The 18,987-nt window shown below is 67.1% G+C and carries 10 protein-coding genes; 4 read left to right on the top strand and 6 right to left on the bottom strand.

What is annotated here, in order from left to right; translation table 11 throughout:
- Positions 1–32: 32 nt before the first annotated feature.
- A complete protein-coding gene (locus AC1DS6_RS28885) occupies positions 33–287 on the bottom strand; it encodes a hypothetical protein (RefSeq protein ID WP_441626002.1) in 255 nt (84 codons plus the stop codon).
- 310 nt (positions 288–597) lie between these two features.
- On the opposite strand from AC1DS6_RS28885, the gene AC1DS6_RS28890 reads away from it, so the two are divergent.
- On the top strand, positions 598–2,130 hold the full coding sequence (locus AC1DS6_RS28890; RefSeq protein ID WP_441626004.1) for a CYTH and CHAD domain-containing protein: 1,533 nt from the start codon (positions 598–600) through the stop codon (positions 2,128–2,130).
- Between the two features lie 250 nt (positions 2,131–2,380).
- Here the strand turns inward: AC1DS6_RS28890 and AC1DS6_RS28895 are convergent, their stop codons facing one another.
- On the bottom strand, positions 2,381–3,562 hold the full coding sequence (locus tag AC1DS6_RS28895) for an MFS transporter (RefSeq protein WP_477103662.1): 1,182 nt from the start codon (positions 3,560–3,562) through the stop codon (positions 2,381–2,383).
- A gap of 280 nt (positions 3,563–3,842) precedes the next feature.
- Here AC1DS6_RS28895 and AC1DS6_RS28900 point away from each other — a divergent pair, with 280 nt between their 5' ends.
- Positions 3,843–4,031, top strand: a complete 189-nt coding sequence (locus AC1DS6_RS28900) for a hypothetical protein (RefSeq protein WP_477103663.1) — start codon at positions 3,843–3,845, stop codon at positions 4,029–4,031.
- A 36-nt stretch (positions 4,032–4,067) separates the two neighbouring features.
- On the opposite strand, the gene AC1DS6_RS28905 is transcribed toward AC1DS6_RS28900, so the two are convergent.
- The 3 genes from AC1DS6_RS28905 to AC1DS6_RS28915 form a co-directional block, all read right to left on the bottom strand.
- Positions 4,068–6,833: a UPF0182 family membrane protein gene (locus AC1DS6_RS28905; protein WP_477103664.1), complete on the bottom strand. Its 2,766-nt coding sequence runs from the start codon at positions 6,831–6,833 to the stop codon at positions 4,068–4,070.
- A gap of 573 nt (positions 6,834–7,406) precedes the next feature.
- The gene (locus tag AC1DS6_RS28910; protein ID WP_477103665.1) at positions 7,407–12,935 is read right to left on the bottom strand and encodes an AAA domain-containing protein; all 5,529 of its coding nucleotides are present in this window, start codon (positions 12,933–12,935) and stop codon (positions 7,407–7,409) included.
- Positions 12,932–14,125 carry a M48 family metalloprotease gene (locus AC1DS6_RS28915; protein WP_441626011.1) on the bottom strand — a complete coding sequence of 398 codons (1,194 nt, stop codon included), beginning with the start codon at positions 14,123–14,125 and terminating at the stop codon, positions 12,932–12,934. Before AC1DS6_RS28915 ends, AC1DS6_RS28910 begins: the two co-directional genes overlap by 4 nt.
- Positions 14,126–14,470: 345 nt before the next feature.
- Between AC1DS6_RS28915 and AC1DS6_RS28920 the strand changes: the two genes are divergently transcribed.
- Positions 14,471–15,424, top strand: coding sequence for a 2-hydroxyacid dehydrogenase (locus tag AC1DS6_RS28920; RefSeq protein WP_441626013.1), 954 nt, complete (start codon positions 14,471–14,473; stop codon positions 15,422–15,424).
- A gap of 59 nt (positions 15,425–15,483) precedes the next feature.
- Positions 15,484–16,443 carry a Bug family tripartite tricarboxylate transporter substrate binding protein gene (locus AC1DS6_RS28925; RefSeq protein WP_477103666.1) on the top strand — a complete coding sequence of 320 codons (960 nt, stop codon included), beginning with the start codon at positions 15,484–15,486 and terminating at the stop codon, positions 16,441–16,443.
- A gap of 43 nt (positions 16,444–16,486) precedes the next feature.
- On the opposite strand, the gene AC1DS6_RS28930 is transcribed toward AC1DS6_RS28925, so the two are convergent.
- Positions 16,487–18,919, bottom strand: a complete 2,433-nt coding sequence (locus tag AC1DS6_RS28930) for a TonB-dependent receptor (RefSeq protein ID WP_441626017.1) — start codon at positions 18,917–18,919, stop codon at positions 16,487–16,489.
- Positions 18,920–18,987: the final 68 nt, after the last annotated feature.

Consider the following 18,987-nt stretch of genomic DNA (forward strand, 5'->3'; position numbering starts at 1 on the left):
CGACCACTTCCACGGCGTTCGTCCCAAGGCAGCTAGCCGGGATGCGCCCGCGAAGACGGGGGCAGCCGACCGCTGCCGATCAGTTCAATGAGATCGGCGACCCGCGTCTCGGCCATGGCAAAGGCCTCGGTTTCTTCCATGGAAGGCCGTCCCGCGCGAAACACCGTCTGCAGTGTCCCGGCAAGTGTGTGATGGCGGACAAGAACGAATCCCTGGTGCTTTCCATTCGTAAGTGGCTCGGTGTAGGCCTTAAATTCGTAATAGCCGGCGCGCTTGTTACTTTCCATGCACTCTCGCTGTTATGGTGTGCACGGAGTCCGCCAGCGCGCAGTGGCGAACTCCGGCTCAACTTTCTTGCGGCTCCACCCGCCGTGTTGGCTGGATGTGCATACGCGGGCGAACGGATGTCTTCCCGACGCAATGTGCGACCCTCCAGGCATTAACGAGGGTCTAACCTTAGGATATCAATTCGCAGGCTAGCGTTCCTCAGGGAATTTCCCGGAGACCGCTTGCGCGGCATGGGTGGCGGCCCGCCCGCCGGAAAATCCCGTAGCACCTTTCAAACGCACGTTCGTGGTTCAGGCGGGGAGACATGCCATGGAGAGGGCACTGAAGTTCGAGCTTGCGCAGGAACAGTCTCACGTGCTGCGCGACCTTCCCCTGCTCCCGACATTGCAGGTGGAACCGCCGCGCGAGGAAGCGTTGCGTAGCGACTATTTCGACACACCGGATCTGCTGCTCTGGCGGCAGGCCGCATCGCTCCGGGTTCGTCAGGCGGCCGGTCACTATGTGCAGACCTTGAAGTCAGCGGGCGCACGCCGTGCGGGCCTGTTCGAGCGAGAAGAGTACGAAACGCCGGTTGCCGGTAACGCGCCCGATATCGCTGCATTGCTGGCGATCGTGCCTGAGACATCGCCACTCTCACCGGTGATGAAGACGCACCAGCTACAGGAGCAACTGGCACCGGCGTTCTGTACGGACGTTTGTCGCACTGTGTGGCTGCTAGGGCTTCCCGAGGGAGATGAAGTCGAGCTCGCGATCGATACCTGTACCGTGGTTGCCGGCGAATCAAGCCAGTCATTTTCCGAACTGGAGCTGGAACTCAAGCGTGGCAAGGCGGACCACCTCTATGCACTGGCGCTGAATCTGGCCGACACGGTGCCGGTGCGCCTTAGCCTGGCGAGCAAAGGCGATCGCGGCTACGGCCTGCTTGTCTGCGAGAAGCCGAAAGCCGTGCGTGCGAAGCCGCTCGTGCTGGAGCGGCAGGGCTCCGTGGGGGATGCTTTCCGGGAGATCGCGCGGAACTGCCTTGCGCAAGTCCACGCCAACGAAGCTGTAGTCGCGAGCGCGCAGTCGCCGGAGGGCGTACATCAGATGCGCGTCGGGCTACGCCGTTTTCGCTCTGCGCTCGATATGTTCTCCGGCGTGGTCACGCTGCCCGCCGAGCTGCAGGACGAAATCAAATGGATTGCAGGCGAGTTGGGCAAGTCCAGGGACTGGGAGGTGCTTGCCCATTCGACGCTGCCTCAGGTTTCGGCGGGGGAGGAGGACCTCCCTGGTCTTCGGCGTGTCAGCGAGGCCGCCGCGGAGATTGCGAGTGCTCGACGGCATGATGCCGCCGAAGCGGTTCGTTCCGCGCGCTATGCGCGGCTGGTTCTCGCGCTGGGACACTGGATGGCGGTTGCGTCCTGGCAGGGGGATGCGGAACCGTCAAAGCAAATGCTGCTGGCCATGCCGGCAAGCGAGCTGGCTCGCGATGTGCTGCGCGCGCGCCATCGCAAGCTTGTCCGTCGCGGGCGAGGGCTGCACAAGCTCGACGCGCCACGGCGGCATCGCGCTCGTATTGCCGCAAAGAAGCTGCGCTATGCAGCCGAATTTTTCGCGTCGCTGTTCCGGCGGAAGTCGCTGGACAATTTTCGCGGCGTGCTCGCCAGGCTGCAGGATGACCTTGGCTGGGGCAATGACATGGCCGTGGCTGGCCACCTCCTCGGTTGTCTTCAGCAGGCCAACGAAAGTGTCTCAGGCGGCGCAATCTATGCCAGAGGATTCCTGTCGGCACGCCTCGTCGCTGATCGGGAAAATCAGCGACGGCTCTGGAAGCGGTTCCGCCGCACGGAACGGCCACAGTAAGGCGCATCTTCTCCCGGGCATGGTTGCCGGTTTGGCGGCGGGTGGCATGGCGCACCACCTTGAAATCCGCACAGATCGTGATTGCTTGCCTTTTGATCTGAAGGACCGCACGCCGGGCGACGCGGTGAGCTACCCCGCCGGCGATCCGCATGCCGCCATGCGCGACGACGGGAAGCGGCGCTTCACCCGCAAGGACGGAGCGCAGACTACCCGGCGGCTTTCCCGTTCGATGTCCGCCCGGCCCGTTGACTCATCCTGCATCCAGGCCGCTTGCCTGCCGTGCCTCATGCGCTTGCAAGGCAAGCGCCGCCGCCAGGCCGGCGCCGCACATGGCCGAAGTCAGCAGGAAGGCGCGTCCGCCGACGCTGGCGAAGAGGAAGCTGCCCAGCAGTACGCAGCTGGCTGTCAACAGGCCAGCGCAGGCTGCGTAAAGCCCGGTGCCGCTGGAGATGACTTGCTCCGGTACGCGGGTGCGGATGTATTGCGCCGCGCCAAGCTGGGTGAAGCCGAGCGTGGCGCCTTGCAGCAATTGCGCAAGCATGGCTACGCTGGCCGTTTCGGCCAGGCCGATCATCGACCAGCGCAGGATGCCCGCCGCGCAGGCCAGCGCGATCAGCGCCGGTGCCGATATCCGCGCGAGCAGGCGCGAGCCGAAGGTGAACGCGGCGATCTCGGCGATCACGCCGAGTGCCCACAGGTAGCCGATGGTGGAGGCGGAAAACCCCACGTTCTTCCAGTACAGCGCGCTGTAGCTGTAGAAGAAGCCGTGGCAGGCCTGAGACATCGCGGCGCTGGCGAGGAACAGCGGGAAACCAGGCAGTTGCAGCACCTGCAGCAGCGGGCCCTTCACGGTATGGCGTACCGCCACCGCGTCGTTCGGCAACGCCAGCGCCAGAATGCCCTGTGCCAGGTATGCCACCACGAAGACCAATGCGATCACCTCGGTGCCCGCGCGATCCACCAGCCAGCCAAGTACGACCGACATGGCCACCACGGACATGGACCCGGCGCTGCGCAAGCGGCCGAAATCCAGTCCATAGCGCGTCACGCCGGCCAGCGCCATCGATTCGCTCAGCGGAATCAGGCTGGCCGAGCAGGCCCTGGTCGCCAGGAATACCAGCAGCACGCCGACGAATCCCTGCGCGCGGAACAGCAGCCCGGCGCTCAGCGCCGATCCTGCCACCAGCGCCAGCAGGATCGCCTTGCGGCTGCGGTACTGGTCCGCCAAGGCGCCCACGGCAGGATTGACCAGCACGGCGAGCGCGGCGCCCAGGGCGAGGACGAGCCCGGTCTGCTGCTCGCTCAGGCCCTGAGCCCGGATCCAGAGGGGGAAGAAGCTGATGGTGATCGCAACCGGGGCGTACAGCGCGATGTAGTAGAGGTAGAACGATGCGGTGGCGTTGCTGGGGGAGGCTGGTGCGAGGGAGGTCACGAATCGACGCCGGGCGGCACGGTGAAAGGCTGCGGTTGGTCTTGGTATTGCGCAGCGCACATCATCGCGCCAGAACGGGTACACGGCAAGCAGTTCCGATGGTCCTGCCGAGGCATCAGGATTGAGTCAGCCGCTCCGTTGGCCTCCCGCCTGCCGTACCCGACGGCAGTGGCAATCGCTAATGCCCCAAGGTGACTTGCCGCGGCGATCCGGCAGTGCCTGGCGGGGGATCGCCGCATAGACGGCCTGGACCGCACTGGCGAACGTCTCCGGCGATTCGATGGTCCTGCGATGGTTCGATCCGAACCGCTTTGCCAGCGATGGTATCCGGGTGGTCTCCCGAGGTGGCCTTGCGTATCACTTCGGCAAAGCGGGCGGCGTCGCGCAGCGCGCTGTTCATGCCGCCGCTGGCCATTTCAGTGCCCAGCTGGCCTACCTGGATATGGGCCTCATCCTCGGATGCCATTAGTTACCAGTCACCAGTTGCCAGTGGCATAGCCGGCCGTCATTTTTGTTCATTGGAACGCCCGGCGCCGAGCGCTTCGAGCAGTGGCCGGAGGGCATCGAGTTCCGCGCCAAAACCGGTCCAGTCGCCCGCTTTCAACCGCTCCATGGCGCGGTCATAGTGGGCAAGTGCCTCGCGGGCGCGGCTGTCCGACGTGCCCTGGCGCTGCGCCGCCGCGGGGGCGGCTTCCTTGAAGAGCGCCGCCAGTGCGGCGCCCAAGGTCTCCTCCATGACCACATGGTCGCCGTAGGCGGCGATCACCCGCTTCAGCTCGGGCAATTGCCCGGACTCCGCGCGCAGGTAGAGCGGGGAGACGTAGAGTATCGCGTTCTCGATGGGCACGACCTGGAGATGGCCGCGGATGACGCGCGAACCCATCTGGTTCCACAGGGAAATCTGCTGGGAGATCTCGGTGTTCTGCTGGATGCGCGCTTCGATCTGGAACGGCCCGTAGATCAGCTTGTCCTTGGGAAACGCGTAGACGACGAGCTTGCCGTAGTCGGGAGGATCGCAGCGTGCCGCCAGCCACGCAATCATGTTCTCGCGCCGGCTGGGCACCATCGGCAGCATCAGAACGAACTCGGCGCGCGGCTCCGCCGGGAGCCGAACAATCATGTAGTAGGGCGACATCGGCGCGCCGGCGCCAGTCCCGGCCCCGGTCCCGGCGTCAATGTCGGCCAGCTTGCGGGGGAACTGCCAGAGATCCTCCCGGTTGTAAAAGACTTCCGGCGCTTCCATGTGGTAGGCACGGTAGATCTGCGCCTGGATCAGGAACAGGTCCTCGGGATAGCGGATATGTTGCTGCAGGTCCTGCGGCATCGTGCCCAGTGCCTTGAACAGGCCCGGGAAAATGCGCTGGTACGTCCGCACGATGGGATCGGCGGGATCGCTGACATAGAAGTCGACAGTCCCGTTGTACGCATCGATCACTACCTTGACCGCATTGCGTATGTAGTTGTCGCCGTCTTCGCTGGCCGGCTGGGAGTACGGGAACCAGCGGCTGGTGGTATAGGCATCCTGGATCCAGTAAAGCCGCCCGCCGCTTGCGACGATGTAGGGGTCATGGTCGAGGCCGAGGAACGGGGCGATCGTGCGTACCCGGTCCTGGATGTTGCGATGGAGCAGGATCCGGCTTGAGGGTGTGATGTAGCCGGTCACCAGGATGTTGGGATCGTCGAACTGCCAGGCGAAGAGGGCCTGCAGCGCCAGGCTGCCGATGCCGATGCCGTCGCGCCCGCTGTAGTTCGTATAGACGTTCTCGTCGCCCTTGGGATAGTCGAACTCTGGCGCGTTGCCGTTGACGATAACGTAGCCCTTGCCGCCTTCGCCGAAGTACAGGCGCGGCTCGCGGATGGCGGGGCCGCCGTTGGAGACGGGCGGAATATCCTTCAGGTAAAGGGAGGGCAAGCCCTCCGCGGATTTCTCCGTGACCGGCGACATTACGACGCCGTTGCCGTGGGTGAACAGCAGATGCAGGTTGACCCAGGTCTGGGCATTTGCCGGCAGCAGCGACGGCTCCAGTTCCCGCGCCGAAAGCATGACTTGCTGATAGCCGGCGGCAAACCGGTAGCGGTCGATGTCCGTCGCCAGGAATTTGTAATAGGTCCTGATCTCCTGCAACTGCGCATAGGTATCCCGCAACGGCTGCAAGTCCCACAGGCGGATGTTGTCGATGGTCGGGCGATTGGCCTGGAGCGTGGCGAGATTCAGGTTCTGTTGGGCCGGAAACGGCTTTACCGCGATCTGCGCCAGGCCATAGGCCTCCCGCGTCAGCGCAATATTGTGCTGGATATAAGGCGTTTCCAGCTGTAGCTCGTTCGGCTTGACATAGAAGCGCTGGAACAGCGCCGGGTAGGCCACGGCGAATACGAATGCGCCGCCGAACACGATCAGCGCCGACACCGCGGGAATCCGATAGCTCCGCCAGCGTATATTGGCCAATGAGGCGACCGCGGCAGCGGTGGCCAGGCCGATCAGCGGCCACAGGACCGGCAGCCCGACATGGACATCGGTATAGCCGGCGCCCACCACGACGCCGTTGTCGCCGTAGAGCAGCAGGAAGCGGTCGAGCCAGTAAGACCAGGCCTGCAGCAGGAAGAACAGTCCCAGCAGCACAGAGCCGTGGGTGGCGGCTGCTGGCGAAAGCCCGCGCGGCGACTGCAGGAATGCGATGTCGCCGCGCAGTCCGTACACCACCGCGGCGACGACCGCGCTGCAGCCGAGCAGCAATAGCAGCCAGTTCCTGAGCGCGATATAGGCGGGCAGCGAGAAGAGGTAGAAGCCGATGTCCTTGCCAAAGATCGGATCGCCTTTGCCAAAGGGCACCTGATTGACATAGCGCAGCGCGATGTCCCAGTCCGAGGCTTCGCTGACGGCGAGGAACAGGCCCACGAGGACGGCGGCCCCGGCGATGGCGGTGCGCCAGTGGACGTGGGGCGCGACGTCGCCGACCAGTTCGCTCAGGACCTCCGGCATCCCGGGCGGAGATGCCGACTCCAGCTTCCAGGCGCCAGGGCTCGCGTAGCGGTGCGCCAGCCATCCCGACGCCCATATCGCGCCCGCCGAAGCCACGAAGACGGCGGCGAAAAGAAGCGCCTGGGTAAAGAGGATCGTCCAGAAGACGTCCGCGTAGCCGACGGAGGAAAACCACAGCCAGTCAACCAGCATGCCGGTGACGCGGCTGACGACGATCAGCACGGCGACGACCGCCACGATCCTGGCGGCAATGCCTCTCAGCCGCGTGCCGGATCCGCCTGGCGATCGCATCGATCGTGCTCCTTTGCCGGAACGTCATCCATGGCCTGCTGTGACCGGACCTAGGTACGCTGCCGGTCTGCCCGAAACCTGGCCGAACGGGTTGGCGGGGCGACCGCGATAGCCGGCTCCCAACAAAGCAAAGGTCCGCGCCGGATCGCCCCGGATAATCAATTGTAGGTGGGGAATCACCGCGCAGCACGCTTGCCGGGGCGCGTCCGATACCGCCCCCGCCCAAGTACATGAAGCGGCACCGCGGTGAAGACGGGATTTACGAAAGCTCTATGGCAGGGCAATACCTCTTTACGCCATTTGCACGGGCCAGTTCCTAACCTTGTAAGGCCCGGCAATTCGGTGGCGCCGCGGAGCTGGAGTGCTCGCGGGCCCGAAGCGCGCATTGCCTGTGCTTCCCCTGGCCAACCTACCTGGTAAGCAATATGACGCCGCACTTCACCAAAGCACCGCGCGCAAGCGAACCCCGTCACGGCGGCAGCTATTACCTGAAGCTTGCCGGATGCCTGCTCGTGCTTGGCCTGTTGTACGCCTTGTGAATGAGGGGGCGGAGGCCCCCCGCAGCCGTCCCTCCTACTCCTCTACGTAGCCTTTGCGCAGCTTCTCCGCCACCAGCTTGTCCATCTCGCGACGGGCCCGCTCGGCAGTGTCGAACTGCTTGAGATTGACCTGCCCGCTGCTGCCGATGCGGCCGTAGCTGACGCTCAGCTCGGTGCCGCTCAGGCTGGCGCGCCAGAACTTGCGCGAACTGCCCTGCTCGAAGCGCAGCGCCCGCACCAGTTCCGCTTGCCTGGCGCCGCTTGCGGAGGTGCCGGTGCTGGCGTCGTTGGCCGAACCTGAATCCGAAGCCGGCGCCAGCGGTTGCGCTGGTGGTGCCACCACCGGCGCCAGCGGCTCGACTTCCGCATCCAGCGCGCGGTCCTCGCCGTCGGCCAGCATGGCTTCGATGCGGGCCAGTACCGCGCCGGCATCGTGCAGCCAGTCCTTGCCGGGAATGTCGAGCACCCGCCAGCCGAAGCTGCGCAGGATGCCGGGACGGAACACGTAGCGCTCGGCGGTGTCCGCCACGGCCTCGGCCGGCGCATCGAGCAGGATCGCCAGCGCATAGCCCTGCGCGGACGGATCGGCGATGGCCAGGTCGCAGCGGAACTGGGAGCGGCCGACATTGACGTGCACCTGGTGGCCGCGCGAGCGCAGCGCCTCGGCCATCGCGTCGCGGATGCTGTCGGACGCGGCCTGGCGCGTGAAGGCATCGCGCGCGCCCAGGTTCAGGGCGCCGAGCACCGCCTGCGCGCGTTCGAACTGGCCGCGCGCGCTGGCTTGCGCGAACTGCAGGAAAGCGCGCAGCGCGGCAGCGCCATCGTTGTGCACATTGGTGATGGCTTCCGCCTGGATCGTCGACACCACCGCCATGCGGTGGCGCGCGCGGCTGAAAATCACGTTGAGGCGCTTCTCGCCGCCGCGCTGGTTGATCGGGCCGAAGTTCATCAGCATCTTGCCGTCGGGGCCAGGCGCGTAGCAGATGCTCAGGATGATCACGTCGCGCTCGTCGCCCTGGACGTTCTCCAGGTTCTTGACGAACAGGCCGTTGAACTGGTCGTCGTCCTCGCGCACGTACTCGCGCTCCAGGCGCATGGCAAAGTCCGCGTCCTCGCTGGCCAGCGCCTCCAGCGCGGACTCGATGGCGGTTTGCTGCGCCTCCGAGAAGGCGACAATGCCCAGGCTCAGCCCGGTCTCGCGGCGCAGCATCTCGCGCACGGTCTGGGCGATATAGCGCGCTTCCGGCGCGTTGCGCCGGTCGAGGTAGACGCCATCGCCCAGCCGGTGGAAGCTGACCGGCCGTGCCAGCAGCGCGTCGGCCCCGGCGATGCCGGCGTCTTCCTGGTCCGAGCGCAGCGGCGCTGCCTCGTCCTCGGCCTGCTCCAGCAGACGGTCGGGAATGGTCACTAGGCGGCCGTCGTAGAAGGCGGCGTTGGAGAAGCTGATCAGCGATTCGTGGCGGCTGCGGTAGTGCCACGCCAGCAGGGTGGCGGGCAGGTTGCGCGCGGCCTGGTTCAGCAGGCTGTCCGAGTCCAGGTTGATGGCGATGCGCTCTCCTTCCTCCTCCACCACGATCTCGTCGTCGCCCTCGGCGCCGCTGGCCGAGAAGAAGCTGGTCGGCGGCAGCTGCATCTCGTCGCCGACCACCACCACCTGGCGCGCCCGGCTCAGCGCAGGCACCGCTTCCTCCGTGGGAATCTGGCTGGCCTCGTCGAATATCACCACGTCGAACAGGTCCGGCGACAGCGGCAGCGTGTCGGACACCGACAGCGGGCTCATCAGCCAGATCGGCTTCAGGTCGTTGATGACCAGCCCGGTCTCGTCGTCGCTGAGGTCGCGGATGGAGCGGTGGCGCATGCTCTTGCCGAACTCGTGTTCCAGTTCGCGCCGGCCGGTGGCATAGCGCTTCTTGAATGCCTTGCCGTCGGCATCCAGTTGCGTCGCCGACAGCGAGGACTGGCGCACGTGCTCGGCAAACTGCCGGTGCAACGTTGCGCGTATCACCTGGGCGTTGAGCGCGAGCAGCTCGCGCTGGCCCTGCGCTACCGCGCGCGCGGCCTGCGCCAGCGCCGCCCCGCTGAAGTGCGCCAGCGCCGGGCTCTCGCGCTCCAGGCGGCGCAACGCCTCGTCGGCGACCAGCGCCTCCAGTTGCGCCGGTGCGTGGTCCAGCAACTGCAGCGTGGCGGCGCAGGCCGGATCGGCGGCATGGACGGCGCGCAGCAGCGGCAGCAGGTCGGGCAGGTCATCCAGCGCTTCGCGCAGGTCGCGCAGCAACTCGGCAATGTCGCCCAGGCGCGCGTCCGGGGCCAGGGTCAGTCCGTCGCGCACGCGCAGGGCCAGCTTGTCCAGCGCCTCGCGCGCGCCGGCTTGCGCGCGCGCCGTGGCGGCCGGATCGACAGCCTGGCGCAGATGGGCAACCAGTTCGCGCGGACCGCTGGCTGACTGCGCGCGCTGCTCCAGTTCGGCCAGCGCGCGCAGGAAGTCCTGCATCGCGACGACGCCATAGCGTTTGCGGCTGTCGGCATCGCACGCGGCCAGCGCGGCGCCGGCCGCGTGCTCGGCGGCCAGCGCCTCCAGCACTTTGCCGAAGCCCGGATGCACGGCATGCTTGCCGAAGTCATAGCGGCGCTTCAGCTCGCCGCGCAGGCGCCACCAGGCTGGCTGCAGCCAGCGCGCCAGCGACGGCTCCAGGCGCCGGACCAGCGCCAGCGCCGACTCGGTGTCGCCGGAGCTGAGCTTGTCGCGCCAGTTGGACGTCGCTGCCTGGGCGGCGGTGAGCGCCTGGGCGCGCGTTTCAAGTTCGGCCCGCACCTGGCGCAGCGCGCCTTGTGCCGGCGATGCCGGATCGAGCAGATCCAGGTGCGCGGCCAGGCCGGTGTCGAGCAGCCATTGGCAATCGGCGGCGATCGCACGGGCCTGTTCCAGCGCGGTGTCGTGGCCGATCAGGCTGGCGGTGCTGTCCAGCAGCGGGTCCAGCGCGTCGAACAGCGCCTCGGTATCGCTGCACAACTGCTCGGCGCGGCCGAAAGCGCGCTCGTCGGCCAGTAGCTCCCGCGGCAGCCGGGCGAACGGGTGCGCGGCAAGCGCGTCCATGCCGAAGCGCTCGCGCATGGCGCGATGCACGCGCTGGGTGAGTTCGCGCTGGCGATCCCAGCTGGCCAGCGCCGGCAAGCGCTCCCGCATGGCCGGGCCGGTCTCGGGCGCCGCGGGCAGTCCGGCCACGCGGCGCAGCAGCACGCGCACGCTATCGCCCAGCGCCTCGGGCGCGGCCGCCATCGCCGACTCGAAGCGGTCGATACGCTGCTGCTGCCCCGCCAGGGCCCCGGCCACCTGTGCCCGGCGCGCCGCGGCCGCGTCGCCGTCGTGCGGCTGGGCGATCCACTGCTCATAGCAGGCGCGCAGATCGGCGATAAAGGCCTTCTTGTCGGTCTGCGAGTCATGGATCAGGCAGCACAGCGGATCCAGCCCGCTTTGCTTGAGCCGGTGGAACACCACGTCCAGCGCGGCGCGCTTCTCGCAGACGAACAGCACGCGCTTGCCGCGTCCGGCGTAGTCGGCGATCAGGTTGGTGATGGTCTGCGACTTGCCGGTGCCGGGCGGGCCCTGGATGATGAAGCTGCGCTGGCTGCGCGCCAGGCCGACGGCGGCGTTCTGCGTGGCGTCGGACGCCACCACGCTCCACTGCTCGCCCGGCGCCAGTGGTGCCGGCGCCTGCGTCTCGATGTCACGCGGCTCGATCGAGAACACGCGGTCGAAGGCGGGGTTGGGCCCGGGTTCGTCCAGCAGTTGCGCGTAGTCGCGCACCAGCGACATCTTCTTGTAGTTGAAGTTGGCCAGCGTCACCTGGGTCAGGTCCAGGTCCCAGGCATAGCGGTGGCCTTCGGATTCCTGCAGCACAAAGCCCTTGCGGTCGCCGGCATCGGCAGCATCGGCGGTGCCGGCAGCAGGCTGGGCGATATTCGGCTGGCGTGGGCCGGCGCTGGGCGCGGCGCCCGCCTCGAAGCGCTGTGGCAGCTCGCTCGGCCGGACCCAGTGCTCGAACAGCGCCCGCCCCAGCGGGCGGTAGTCGTCCTGCGCATAGCTGTAAGGCGGCAGCCAGCCACCGCCGCTTGCGCGCGCGGCGGCCACGCCCGGCTTGCGGCGCTGGAACTGCTGCATGCGCTGCAGCGCCTTTTGCCGCACCAGCCGCACCGCGGCCTTGTCCACCAGGCGCAGTTCCACCGACGGCTCGGAGCCGCGGATCTGCGCCAGGAGACTGGCATGGATCTCGGCCAGCGAGGTCTTGCCCAGGTCCACCGTTTCGTCCAGGCGGATGTCGTACAGCTGGCTCAGGTGGTGGCGCAGCACCGGGTTGAACTCGGCCTCGCCGCTGGTGCACTGGATCACGTACTGGTCGCGCACGCCCTTGCGCTTGACCAGTTCCACCGGCAGCCACAGCAGCGGCGTCACGATACGCTCGTCCGGTGCTTCCTTGAGGTTGTGCCAGCGCAGGAACGCCACTACCAGGCGCAGGTTGCTGAAGCCGAACTCGGCACGGTCGCGGCGTGTTTCGGCGATCAGCCGGTCCAGCGCCGCCGGCAGGTAGGGCTGGTCGTCGAAGCGCAGCCAGCGCTGCAGCGAAACCGGCTTGCCGTCCACCAGCTCGGCGGCGAACGGGCCGCCCCAAGTGCAGATGTGCTCCGGCCGCACGCTTTCGATCTGCAGCATCAGCGGCACGCTGGCCACGGTCAGGTTGACGCTGGCCGCGGTGGGGCGGAAGTACAGCAGGCGGTTGCGCCGGGACAGGTCGAACAGGCGGTCGCGCAGATGCGCGAGCACCGCCGTGCGGCGCGGCGCCGCACCGCTGGCCCCGGCCAGCGCACGCTCCACCTCCAGGGCCAGCGGCTGCTCGCGCCAGGTGCGCAGCCGCGTGGCCAGCGAGGCCACGTCGGTGGCGCGGTCGTGCCGGTTGATCTCGGTCATCTCCACGATCACCGCGGCCACGATGGGGTGCAGCCGCTCGTGCAGCAGGAACAGGTTGCGCCGGCAGGCAACGAACTCGCGCAGATCGTCCTCGTCGGCGAGGTCCGCGCCGCAGGCCAGGCTGGCCAGCGCCATGCCGAGCAGGAAGATGTCGCCGATCTCGTCGTGGTGGCCGACCAGCAACTCCCAGCTGGCCGGGCCGGGCAGGTACACCGGGCGCTCGATCGGCGCCGCGGGATCCAGTTGCAGCGTCAGGTCGGTTTCCTCGCGGCGCCCGTCGTCGGCATGGCCGCGCTGCAACGTGCCGACGATGTTCAGGCCCGAAGCCGGATGCGGCTGCACCCGGTGCACGGCGCCGATATCCATGACCGGCAGCTCGCCGTCCGGCCGGCGCAGGCCGAGCGCGCCATCCTCGCCCACCAGGATACTGTCGGCGTCGAGCGAGGCGACCCTGCCCTGCGCGTGCAACGCGGCGACCTGCTGGAACAGCGGCAGCATCAGCACCAGTACGTCGTCGGTGGGCAATGCCGCGCCCGCCTGCGCCTCGATCAAGGCGCGCAGGGTACGCGGCGCGCTGTTGGCGATCGTGCTGTCGTTCATGCCTGGGCCTCCTTGGCCAGTTGGCGGTTGTAGCGGTCCATCTCGCGCTTGCCGAAGCCGGCATCGCGGCGCAGGTTGCCGTGCAGCGCGTCCAGGCTGCCCAGCGCCTGCGCCACCCGGCCGGCGCGCAGCAGCGCCGCCTCCTGCTGGTCCGGGTCGGCCAGGGCCAGGTCCATCATCAGCGCATTGAGGTAGGCGCGCACGTCATCGCCGGCCACCTCCGCGGCGAATGCCTCCGGGCCCACCGCGGGCTCGTCGTCGCGCCAGTCGGGAAAGAGCATGCGCACCTGTGCCAGCACCGCCTCGCTCGCCAGCGGCGTGCCGGCCAGGTAATGGGCAAGGAAGCCGCGCGTCAGCGCCTGCAGCCGCCGTTGCCCCGGCAGGTCAAGCCGCTCCAGCGCCAGCGGACCATGCAGCCGGGTCTCGATCCACTGGTCCAGGCCGGCCGCGCCCTCCCACCACAGCGCCAGCGCGCGGGCGCGGATAAAGGTCTCCGGGTGGCTGTGCGCGTTGCTGGCGCCTGCCTCGTGCGACTCGATCTCGGCGGCCTGGCGCAGGTAGGCCGCTGCATCGACGCTGCCTATGCCCGTCTGCACCTTGACCAGCGTCGACACGGCCGGCGCCACCGCGCCGGCGGCCACCGCGCCGCCCCGGTCGGCAAACAGCTCGGTGTGCAAGGCATAGCGCCGGTAGGTCTCGCGATGGCTGCCGCTGGTGCCGGGCGCCGCCAGCGCGTCGTTGAGGATGCGGTCGGCCACCAGGAACCGGCCGTCGTCGCGCGACCACAGCAGGTAATGGGCCAGCTCATGGCCGAATACCGCAAGCAGCTCCACCGCCGACAGTCGCTCCAGCAGCGGCCCCTGCAGGATGATGTGGACCTCGCCGGGCACATAGACCAGCGAGGCGTTCATCTCCTGCCCGGGGGACTGGTACAGCGTAGCCCGCGCATCGACGCCCAGCCGCGCCATGGCCTGGGCCAGCGCCGCATGCACATCGGCATGCGCCTCGGCATCGATGCGATAGGTATCGCGCAACAGCATCACGCGCAGCGCCTCCAGGTGCTCGGCGCGGGTCGTGCGCGCGCTGGCCCAGCGCCAGACGTCGGGCTCGTGGCTGCGCAGGTAGTCGACCACCGTTGCGTGATAGGCCAGCGGCGTCAGCGCGCTGCGATCCGGGGCGTGAGAGTCCATGCGGGAAATCCCAGGGTTGCATGGAGGCTGATTCTACAGGGGGCGGGATGGCTGGCGCGGTTCGCCGGGACCGCCGCTTCATTGGCATGAATGCCCTTGCCGCGCGCTCTTCCCAACCGGCTTGCCTGGTTCCTGGATGGCGTCGTGATTTGCTGCTCACATGTTATGTTGTCATACAACATGAGGTGATGCGTTCGCGGCTGTTGCTGTGTTCCTGGTTCGATTTTTCCGGTGTTAACCCTGGAATTCGCTGTGTACCCTTGCTTGAAGGTTTGCCATGTCATAGGATGACTGATAACAAGAGTACGCCCCTCAAAAGCGGTTCCCTCCTGACAGGACCCCGATATGAAAGCCAACATCCTCCAGCTCAACCCGATCCTGGTCCCTGCGATCAACGACCAGCTGGATTCGCTCTACACCGTGCACCGGTTGTTCGAGCAAGCCGACAAGGATGCCTACCTGCGCGAGCACGGCGCCTCGATCCGCGCGGTCGTCACCGGCGGCCACACCGGCATCGCCAGGGCGATGATGGAGCAACTGCCCGCGCTCGAGGTGGTGGCGGTCAACGGTGTCGGCACCGATGCGGTCGACCTCGAATACGCGCGCGCGCGCGGCCTGCCGGTTACCGGGACGTTCGGGGCGCTGACCGAGGACGTCGCCGATCTCGCCGTGGGCCTGCTGATCGCCACTTGCCGGGGCATGTGCCCGGGCGATCGGTTTATCCGCGCCGGCGACTGGGTCCGGCATCCGCAGCCAAGCGCGATCCCGCTGGCTCGCCGCGTCAGCGGCATGCGCGTGGGCATTGTCGGCATGGGCCGCGTGGGCCGTGCCATCGCGGCCCGCATGGCGGCGTTCGGCTGCCCCATCGCCTACACCGACCTCAGGGCGATGGAGGATGTCCCTCACCCCTTCGTGGCCGACCTCGTGCAACTGGCCCGCCAGAGCGATGCGCTGATTCTTGCCGCCGCCGCGGACAAGGCAGAGGGCATCGTCAATGCCGAGGTCCTCGACGCGTTGGGCAAGGATGGCTACCTGATCAACGTCGCGCGCGGCCGGCTGGTCAGGGAAGACGATCTGGTCGCGGCGCTGTTAGCCGGCCGGATCGCGGGCGCCGGGCTGGATGTTTTCGTCGATGAGCCTAACGTGCCCGAAGCCCTGTTCGCGCTGGACAACGTCACGCTGCAGGCGCACCGCGCCAGCGCCACGCACCAGACGCGGGCGGCCATGGGCGAGATGGTCCTGGCAAGCATTGCCCAGGCGCTGGCCGGGCAACGGCCGGAGTTCAGCCTCACCACCTGAGCGCCGGCAGCCGCCTTCCTCAGCCCCAAAAGACAATAACCAGGATCACAGGAGACAAGATGCAAATCAAATTTCTGGCGGCCATCGCCATGGGCGTGCTCGCGTGCGGCATGGCCGGCGCGCAATCCTATCCGGCCAAGCCGATCACCATCGTGATCGGCTCCAGTCCCGGCAGCACCACGGATGGCCTGGCCCGCGCCATGGGCGCCCAGATCACCAGGGAAACCGGCCAGCCGGTCATCGTCGACAGCCGCCCCGGCGCATTCGGCGGCATCGCGGCGCAGTTTGTCGCGCGCGCGGCCCCTGACGGCTATACGCTGTTCATGACCACCAACACGACGCAGGCCGCCAATCCGCACCTGGTGAAGAACCTGCCCTACAACCCCATCAAGGACTTCGCACCGATCGGCCAGGTGGTCCAGGGCTACATGCTGATGGTCGTGAACCCCAACGTGAAGGCCAAGAACGTATCCGAATTCATCGCGCTGGCGAAGACGGAGCCGGGCAAGCTGACGTTCGGCTCGGGCTCATCGTCGGCGCGGGTTGCCACCGAGCAGTTCCAGCACATGACCGGGACCAAACTCACGTATGTCCCCTACAAGGCCAATCCGCCCGCCGTGATTGACCTTGTCGCCGGACAGACCGACGTGATGATCGTCGACCTGACCACCAGCCTGCCGCAGGTCAAGGCCGGCAAGCTGCGCGCGCTCGGCGTCAGCAGCCCGCAGCGCTCGCAGCTGCTGCCCAACGTGCCGACCATCGCGGAGCAGGGCGTGGCGGGCTACGAGTCCGGTTACTGGAACGCGCTCTACGCGCCAGCGGGCACGCCGGCGCCGGTCATCAACCGGCTCAACGACCTGATGCGCAAAGCCATGGCAACCGAGTCGATCCGCCGTTTCGTGACGGAGAACGGCATGGAGGTGAAGGTGTCTTCGCCCGAGGAACTCGCCAGATTCCAGCTTGCCGAGCTGGACCGCTGGGGCAAGATCATCAAGACGGCTGGCATCCAGCCTGAGTAGGAGCCAGCGGTATGCGGTGCGGTACTGCCAGGGCCGCCACCGCCTACAGCGCGTACTTCACCGTCAGGTAGAACGTGCGCTGCGGGAACGGGTGGAACAGGAAATACTTGCGGTTGTTGAGGTTGTCCACGCCCAGCGCGCCGCTCCAGTGCTTGTCGAACTGGTAGCGCACCCGCGCGTCCATGACGAAGAAGCTCTCGAAGCCTTGATAGGTGGCGGGGTTGATGTCCGTGTTGTCGACCGTCGCATAGACGCGGCTGCTGTAGCGCGCCGCCAGGGTGTAGGCCCATTTGCTGTCCGGCTGGTACGTTACCGCCAGGGTGCTGCGCCACGTCGGCACGTAGGGGACCCGCTTGCCGACCGATGTCGCGCCCGGAATGGTGGGGACGTAACTGTCGTTGGACAGTATGCGTGAATCGACGTAGGTCACATTGCCGGAGAACGACAGGCCGTGGATCAGCACGTTGTCCTGCTGGCCTGCCAGCTCCACGCCGACCTGACGTGTCTTGCCCACGTTCTGCGTAAAGGAGACCGGCGTGGCAAAGCCGGGGATCGTCGACGTTTGCGAGATCAGGGCGTTCGACACGTACTCGTTGAATACCGAGAGACGCATCTTGCCGTCGTTGGCATGGTGCTCGACGGCCAGTTCGCCGGACATGACGCGCTCCGGCTGCAGGAAGGGGTTCGCCTGGACAAATGTCGTGCCGGTCTGGATGGATTGATACAGTTCGCCGACGGTGGGGAACCGATACGCCTTGCCGAACGAGCCGGTGACCGACCATGTCTCGGTCGCGTCCCAGGTGACCGACGCCTTGGGCGAGAAGGCCGACTTGTCCACGCCGGGCTGGTTGATCGGCACCCCCACGCCATTGCTGCCCGTCGAGAAATTGAAACCGTCATACGCGCGCCACCATTCGTAGCGGCCGCCCAGCGTGGCCTGCCAGCCCGGTGCCACGCGCCAGACGTCCTGCAGCCACAGCGCGCTGGTCTGTGTCTTGCCAAGCGAGTTGCTGAACAGCGGGCCGCTGCTGCCCGATGTCCAGTTCGCCGTCGTGTACGTAGGGCTGGCGAGCTTGAACTGATCGTAGTGCGCGCCAAAGCTGACGATGTTCGCCCCCGCGGCGCCCTGCGGCCGCCAGATTCCCTTGAGATCGACCGTGGTCCATCCGGTCCCGCTCATGTCGGTGGCGCGGCCGGGGCCGCCGCTCTGCGCGCCTGGGTAGAGTCCGGTGGAAAGGCGGCTCAGGTCCCGGAGATAGTAGAGATTGCTCAGGGTCATTTCCCAGTCGAACAGTCCCTTCGTATGGGTTTCCACCTTCAGGCTCTGCATCAGGTGCTGCTGCTCGATGTTGTTGCTCGAGAACTGGCCGGCGATGGTGTTGGCGTTGTACGCGAACCCGCCGATATTGACGCTGCCGCTCTGGGCGCCATAGAAGGGCGTGCCCGCGGCGGTGCTCAGGTAGGTCTGGGCGTTTGCCTTCGAGCTGTTCTGCCAGTAGCCCAGCGTGTAGGCCGCGCTCAGCGTCGGCGTGAAGTCATAGGCCAGCTTGACGGCGGCGTTGTCCTGCAATGTGTGGATGAAGTTGCCCGCGCCGATCACCTGGATCGCGCCGCCTGTACGGTTGCGGTCCGCGATGGCGCCGGTGATGACCGGCAGCCCGGCGCCGGCCCGGGTCGTCGACTGGCTGACCGTACCGATGCTGAGCGGCTGGCTGAAGCTGTTGAGGTGGCTGGCATTGAACCACCACGACAGCTTGCCCACGCGGTCGCCCAGTGTGGCGCTGTATTGCTGGGCCGGCTCGTTCTCGCTGGTGCCGTATTTGCCGAAATGCTGCACGGCGCCCGTGAATTCCAGGCTGCCTTCGAAGGCCTTCGGCATCCGTGTGGTGATTTCCGTCACGGCGCCATACGAGTTGCCGGGGTAGGCCGCGGAGAAGGGGCCATACATCACGTCGATGCGATCGACTTGCTGCGGCGCCACCATGAACCACTGGGGCGACCCGTTGCCGTTGTTGTTATTGATCAGCGTGGATAGCAGGACGCCGTCGGCGTAGATCAGGCTGCGGGCACTGGCATTGATGCCGGTGGTGCGCGTGGCCATCGGCGACTGGGTGTCGCCGATGAACCGCTTGCGCACCAGCACGTCCGGCAGGTACTTGAGCATGTCTTCGGTGCCCATGACGTTGATGGTCTCGGCCGCCTGCTGTGCCGTGATGCCCTCGGTCGTTTGCGGCAGTTGATTCTTCTCGGCGAAGGACCGGGTTTCGGTGACCTGTACCGCGGGCAGGGTCCGTTCCCCCGGCGCCCCCTGGCCTGCCGCGACGGCTGGCGTTGTGCCGCTGTCCTGGGCGTGGGCGCTGCCGGCCCCCAGGATGGCAGCCGACAGCAAGGTACAGCCGCAGCTGACGAAAGCTAATGCAAATGCCGGTGACGGCAAGGCGCCACCGGCGATGCCGGCGCGAGGGTCTGGATTCATGGTGTTCCGGGCAAGTCTGGAGCGGACCGATAGCCCGCTCGTGGCATGGACGCGCGCCCGCGGAGCGG

The sequence above is a fragment of the Cupriavidus sp. 05L310 genome, assembly GCF_056398185.1.

What these genes read in the sequence shown, in the direction of transcription:
- AC1DS6_RS28905 (WP_477103664.1), bottom strand. Translation starts at nt 6,833, where the DNA reads ATGCGATCGCCAGGCGGATCCGGCACGCGGCTGAGAGGCATTGCCGCC.
- AC1DS6_RS28900 (WP_477103663.1), top strand. Translation starts at nt 3,843, where the DNA reads ATGGTCCTGCGATGGTTCGATCCGAACCGCTTTGCCAGCGATGGTATC.
- AC1DS6_RS28930 (WP_441626017.1), bottom strand. Translation starts at nt 18,919, where the DNA reads ATGAATCCAGACCCTCGCGCCGGCATCGCCGGTGGCGCCTTGCCGTCA.
- AC1DS6_RS28925 (WP_477103666.1), top strand. Translation starts at nt 15,484, where the DNA reads ATGCAAATCAAATTTCTGGCGGCCATCGCCATGGGCGTGCTCGCGTGC.
- AC1DS6_RS28890 (WP_441626004.1), top strand. Translation starts at nt 598, where the DNA reads ATGGAGAGGGCACTGAAGTTCGAGCTTGCGCAGGAACAGTCTCACGTG.
- AC1DS6_RS28915 (WP_441626011.1), bottom strand. Translation starts at nt 14,125, where the DNA reads ATGGACTCTCACGCCCCGGATCGCAGCGCGCTGACGCCGCTGGCCTAT.
- AC1DS6_RS28920 (WP_441626013.1), top strand. Translation starts at nt 14,471, where the DNA reads ATGAAAGCCAACATCCTCCAGCTCAACCCGATCCTGGTCCCTGCGATC.
- AC1DS6_RS28885 (WP_441626002.1), bottom strand. Translation starts at nt 287, where the DNA reads ATGGAAAGTAACAAGCGCGCCGGCTATTACGAATTTAAGGCCTACACC.
- AC1DS6_RS28910 (WP_477103665.1), bottom strand. Translation starts at nt 12,935, where the DNA reads ATGAACGACAGCACGATCGCCAACAGCGCGCCGCGTACCCTGCGCGCC.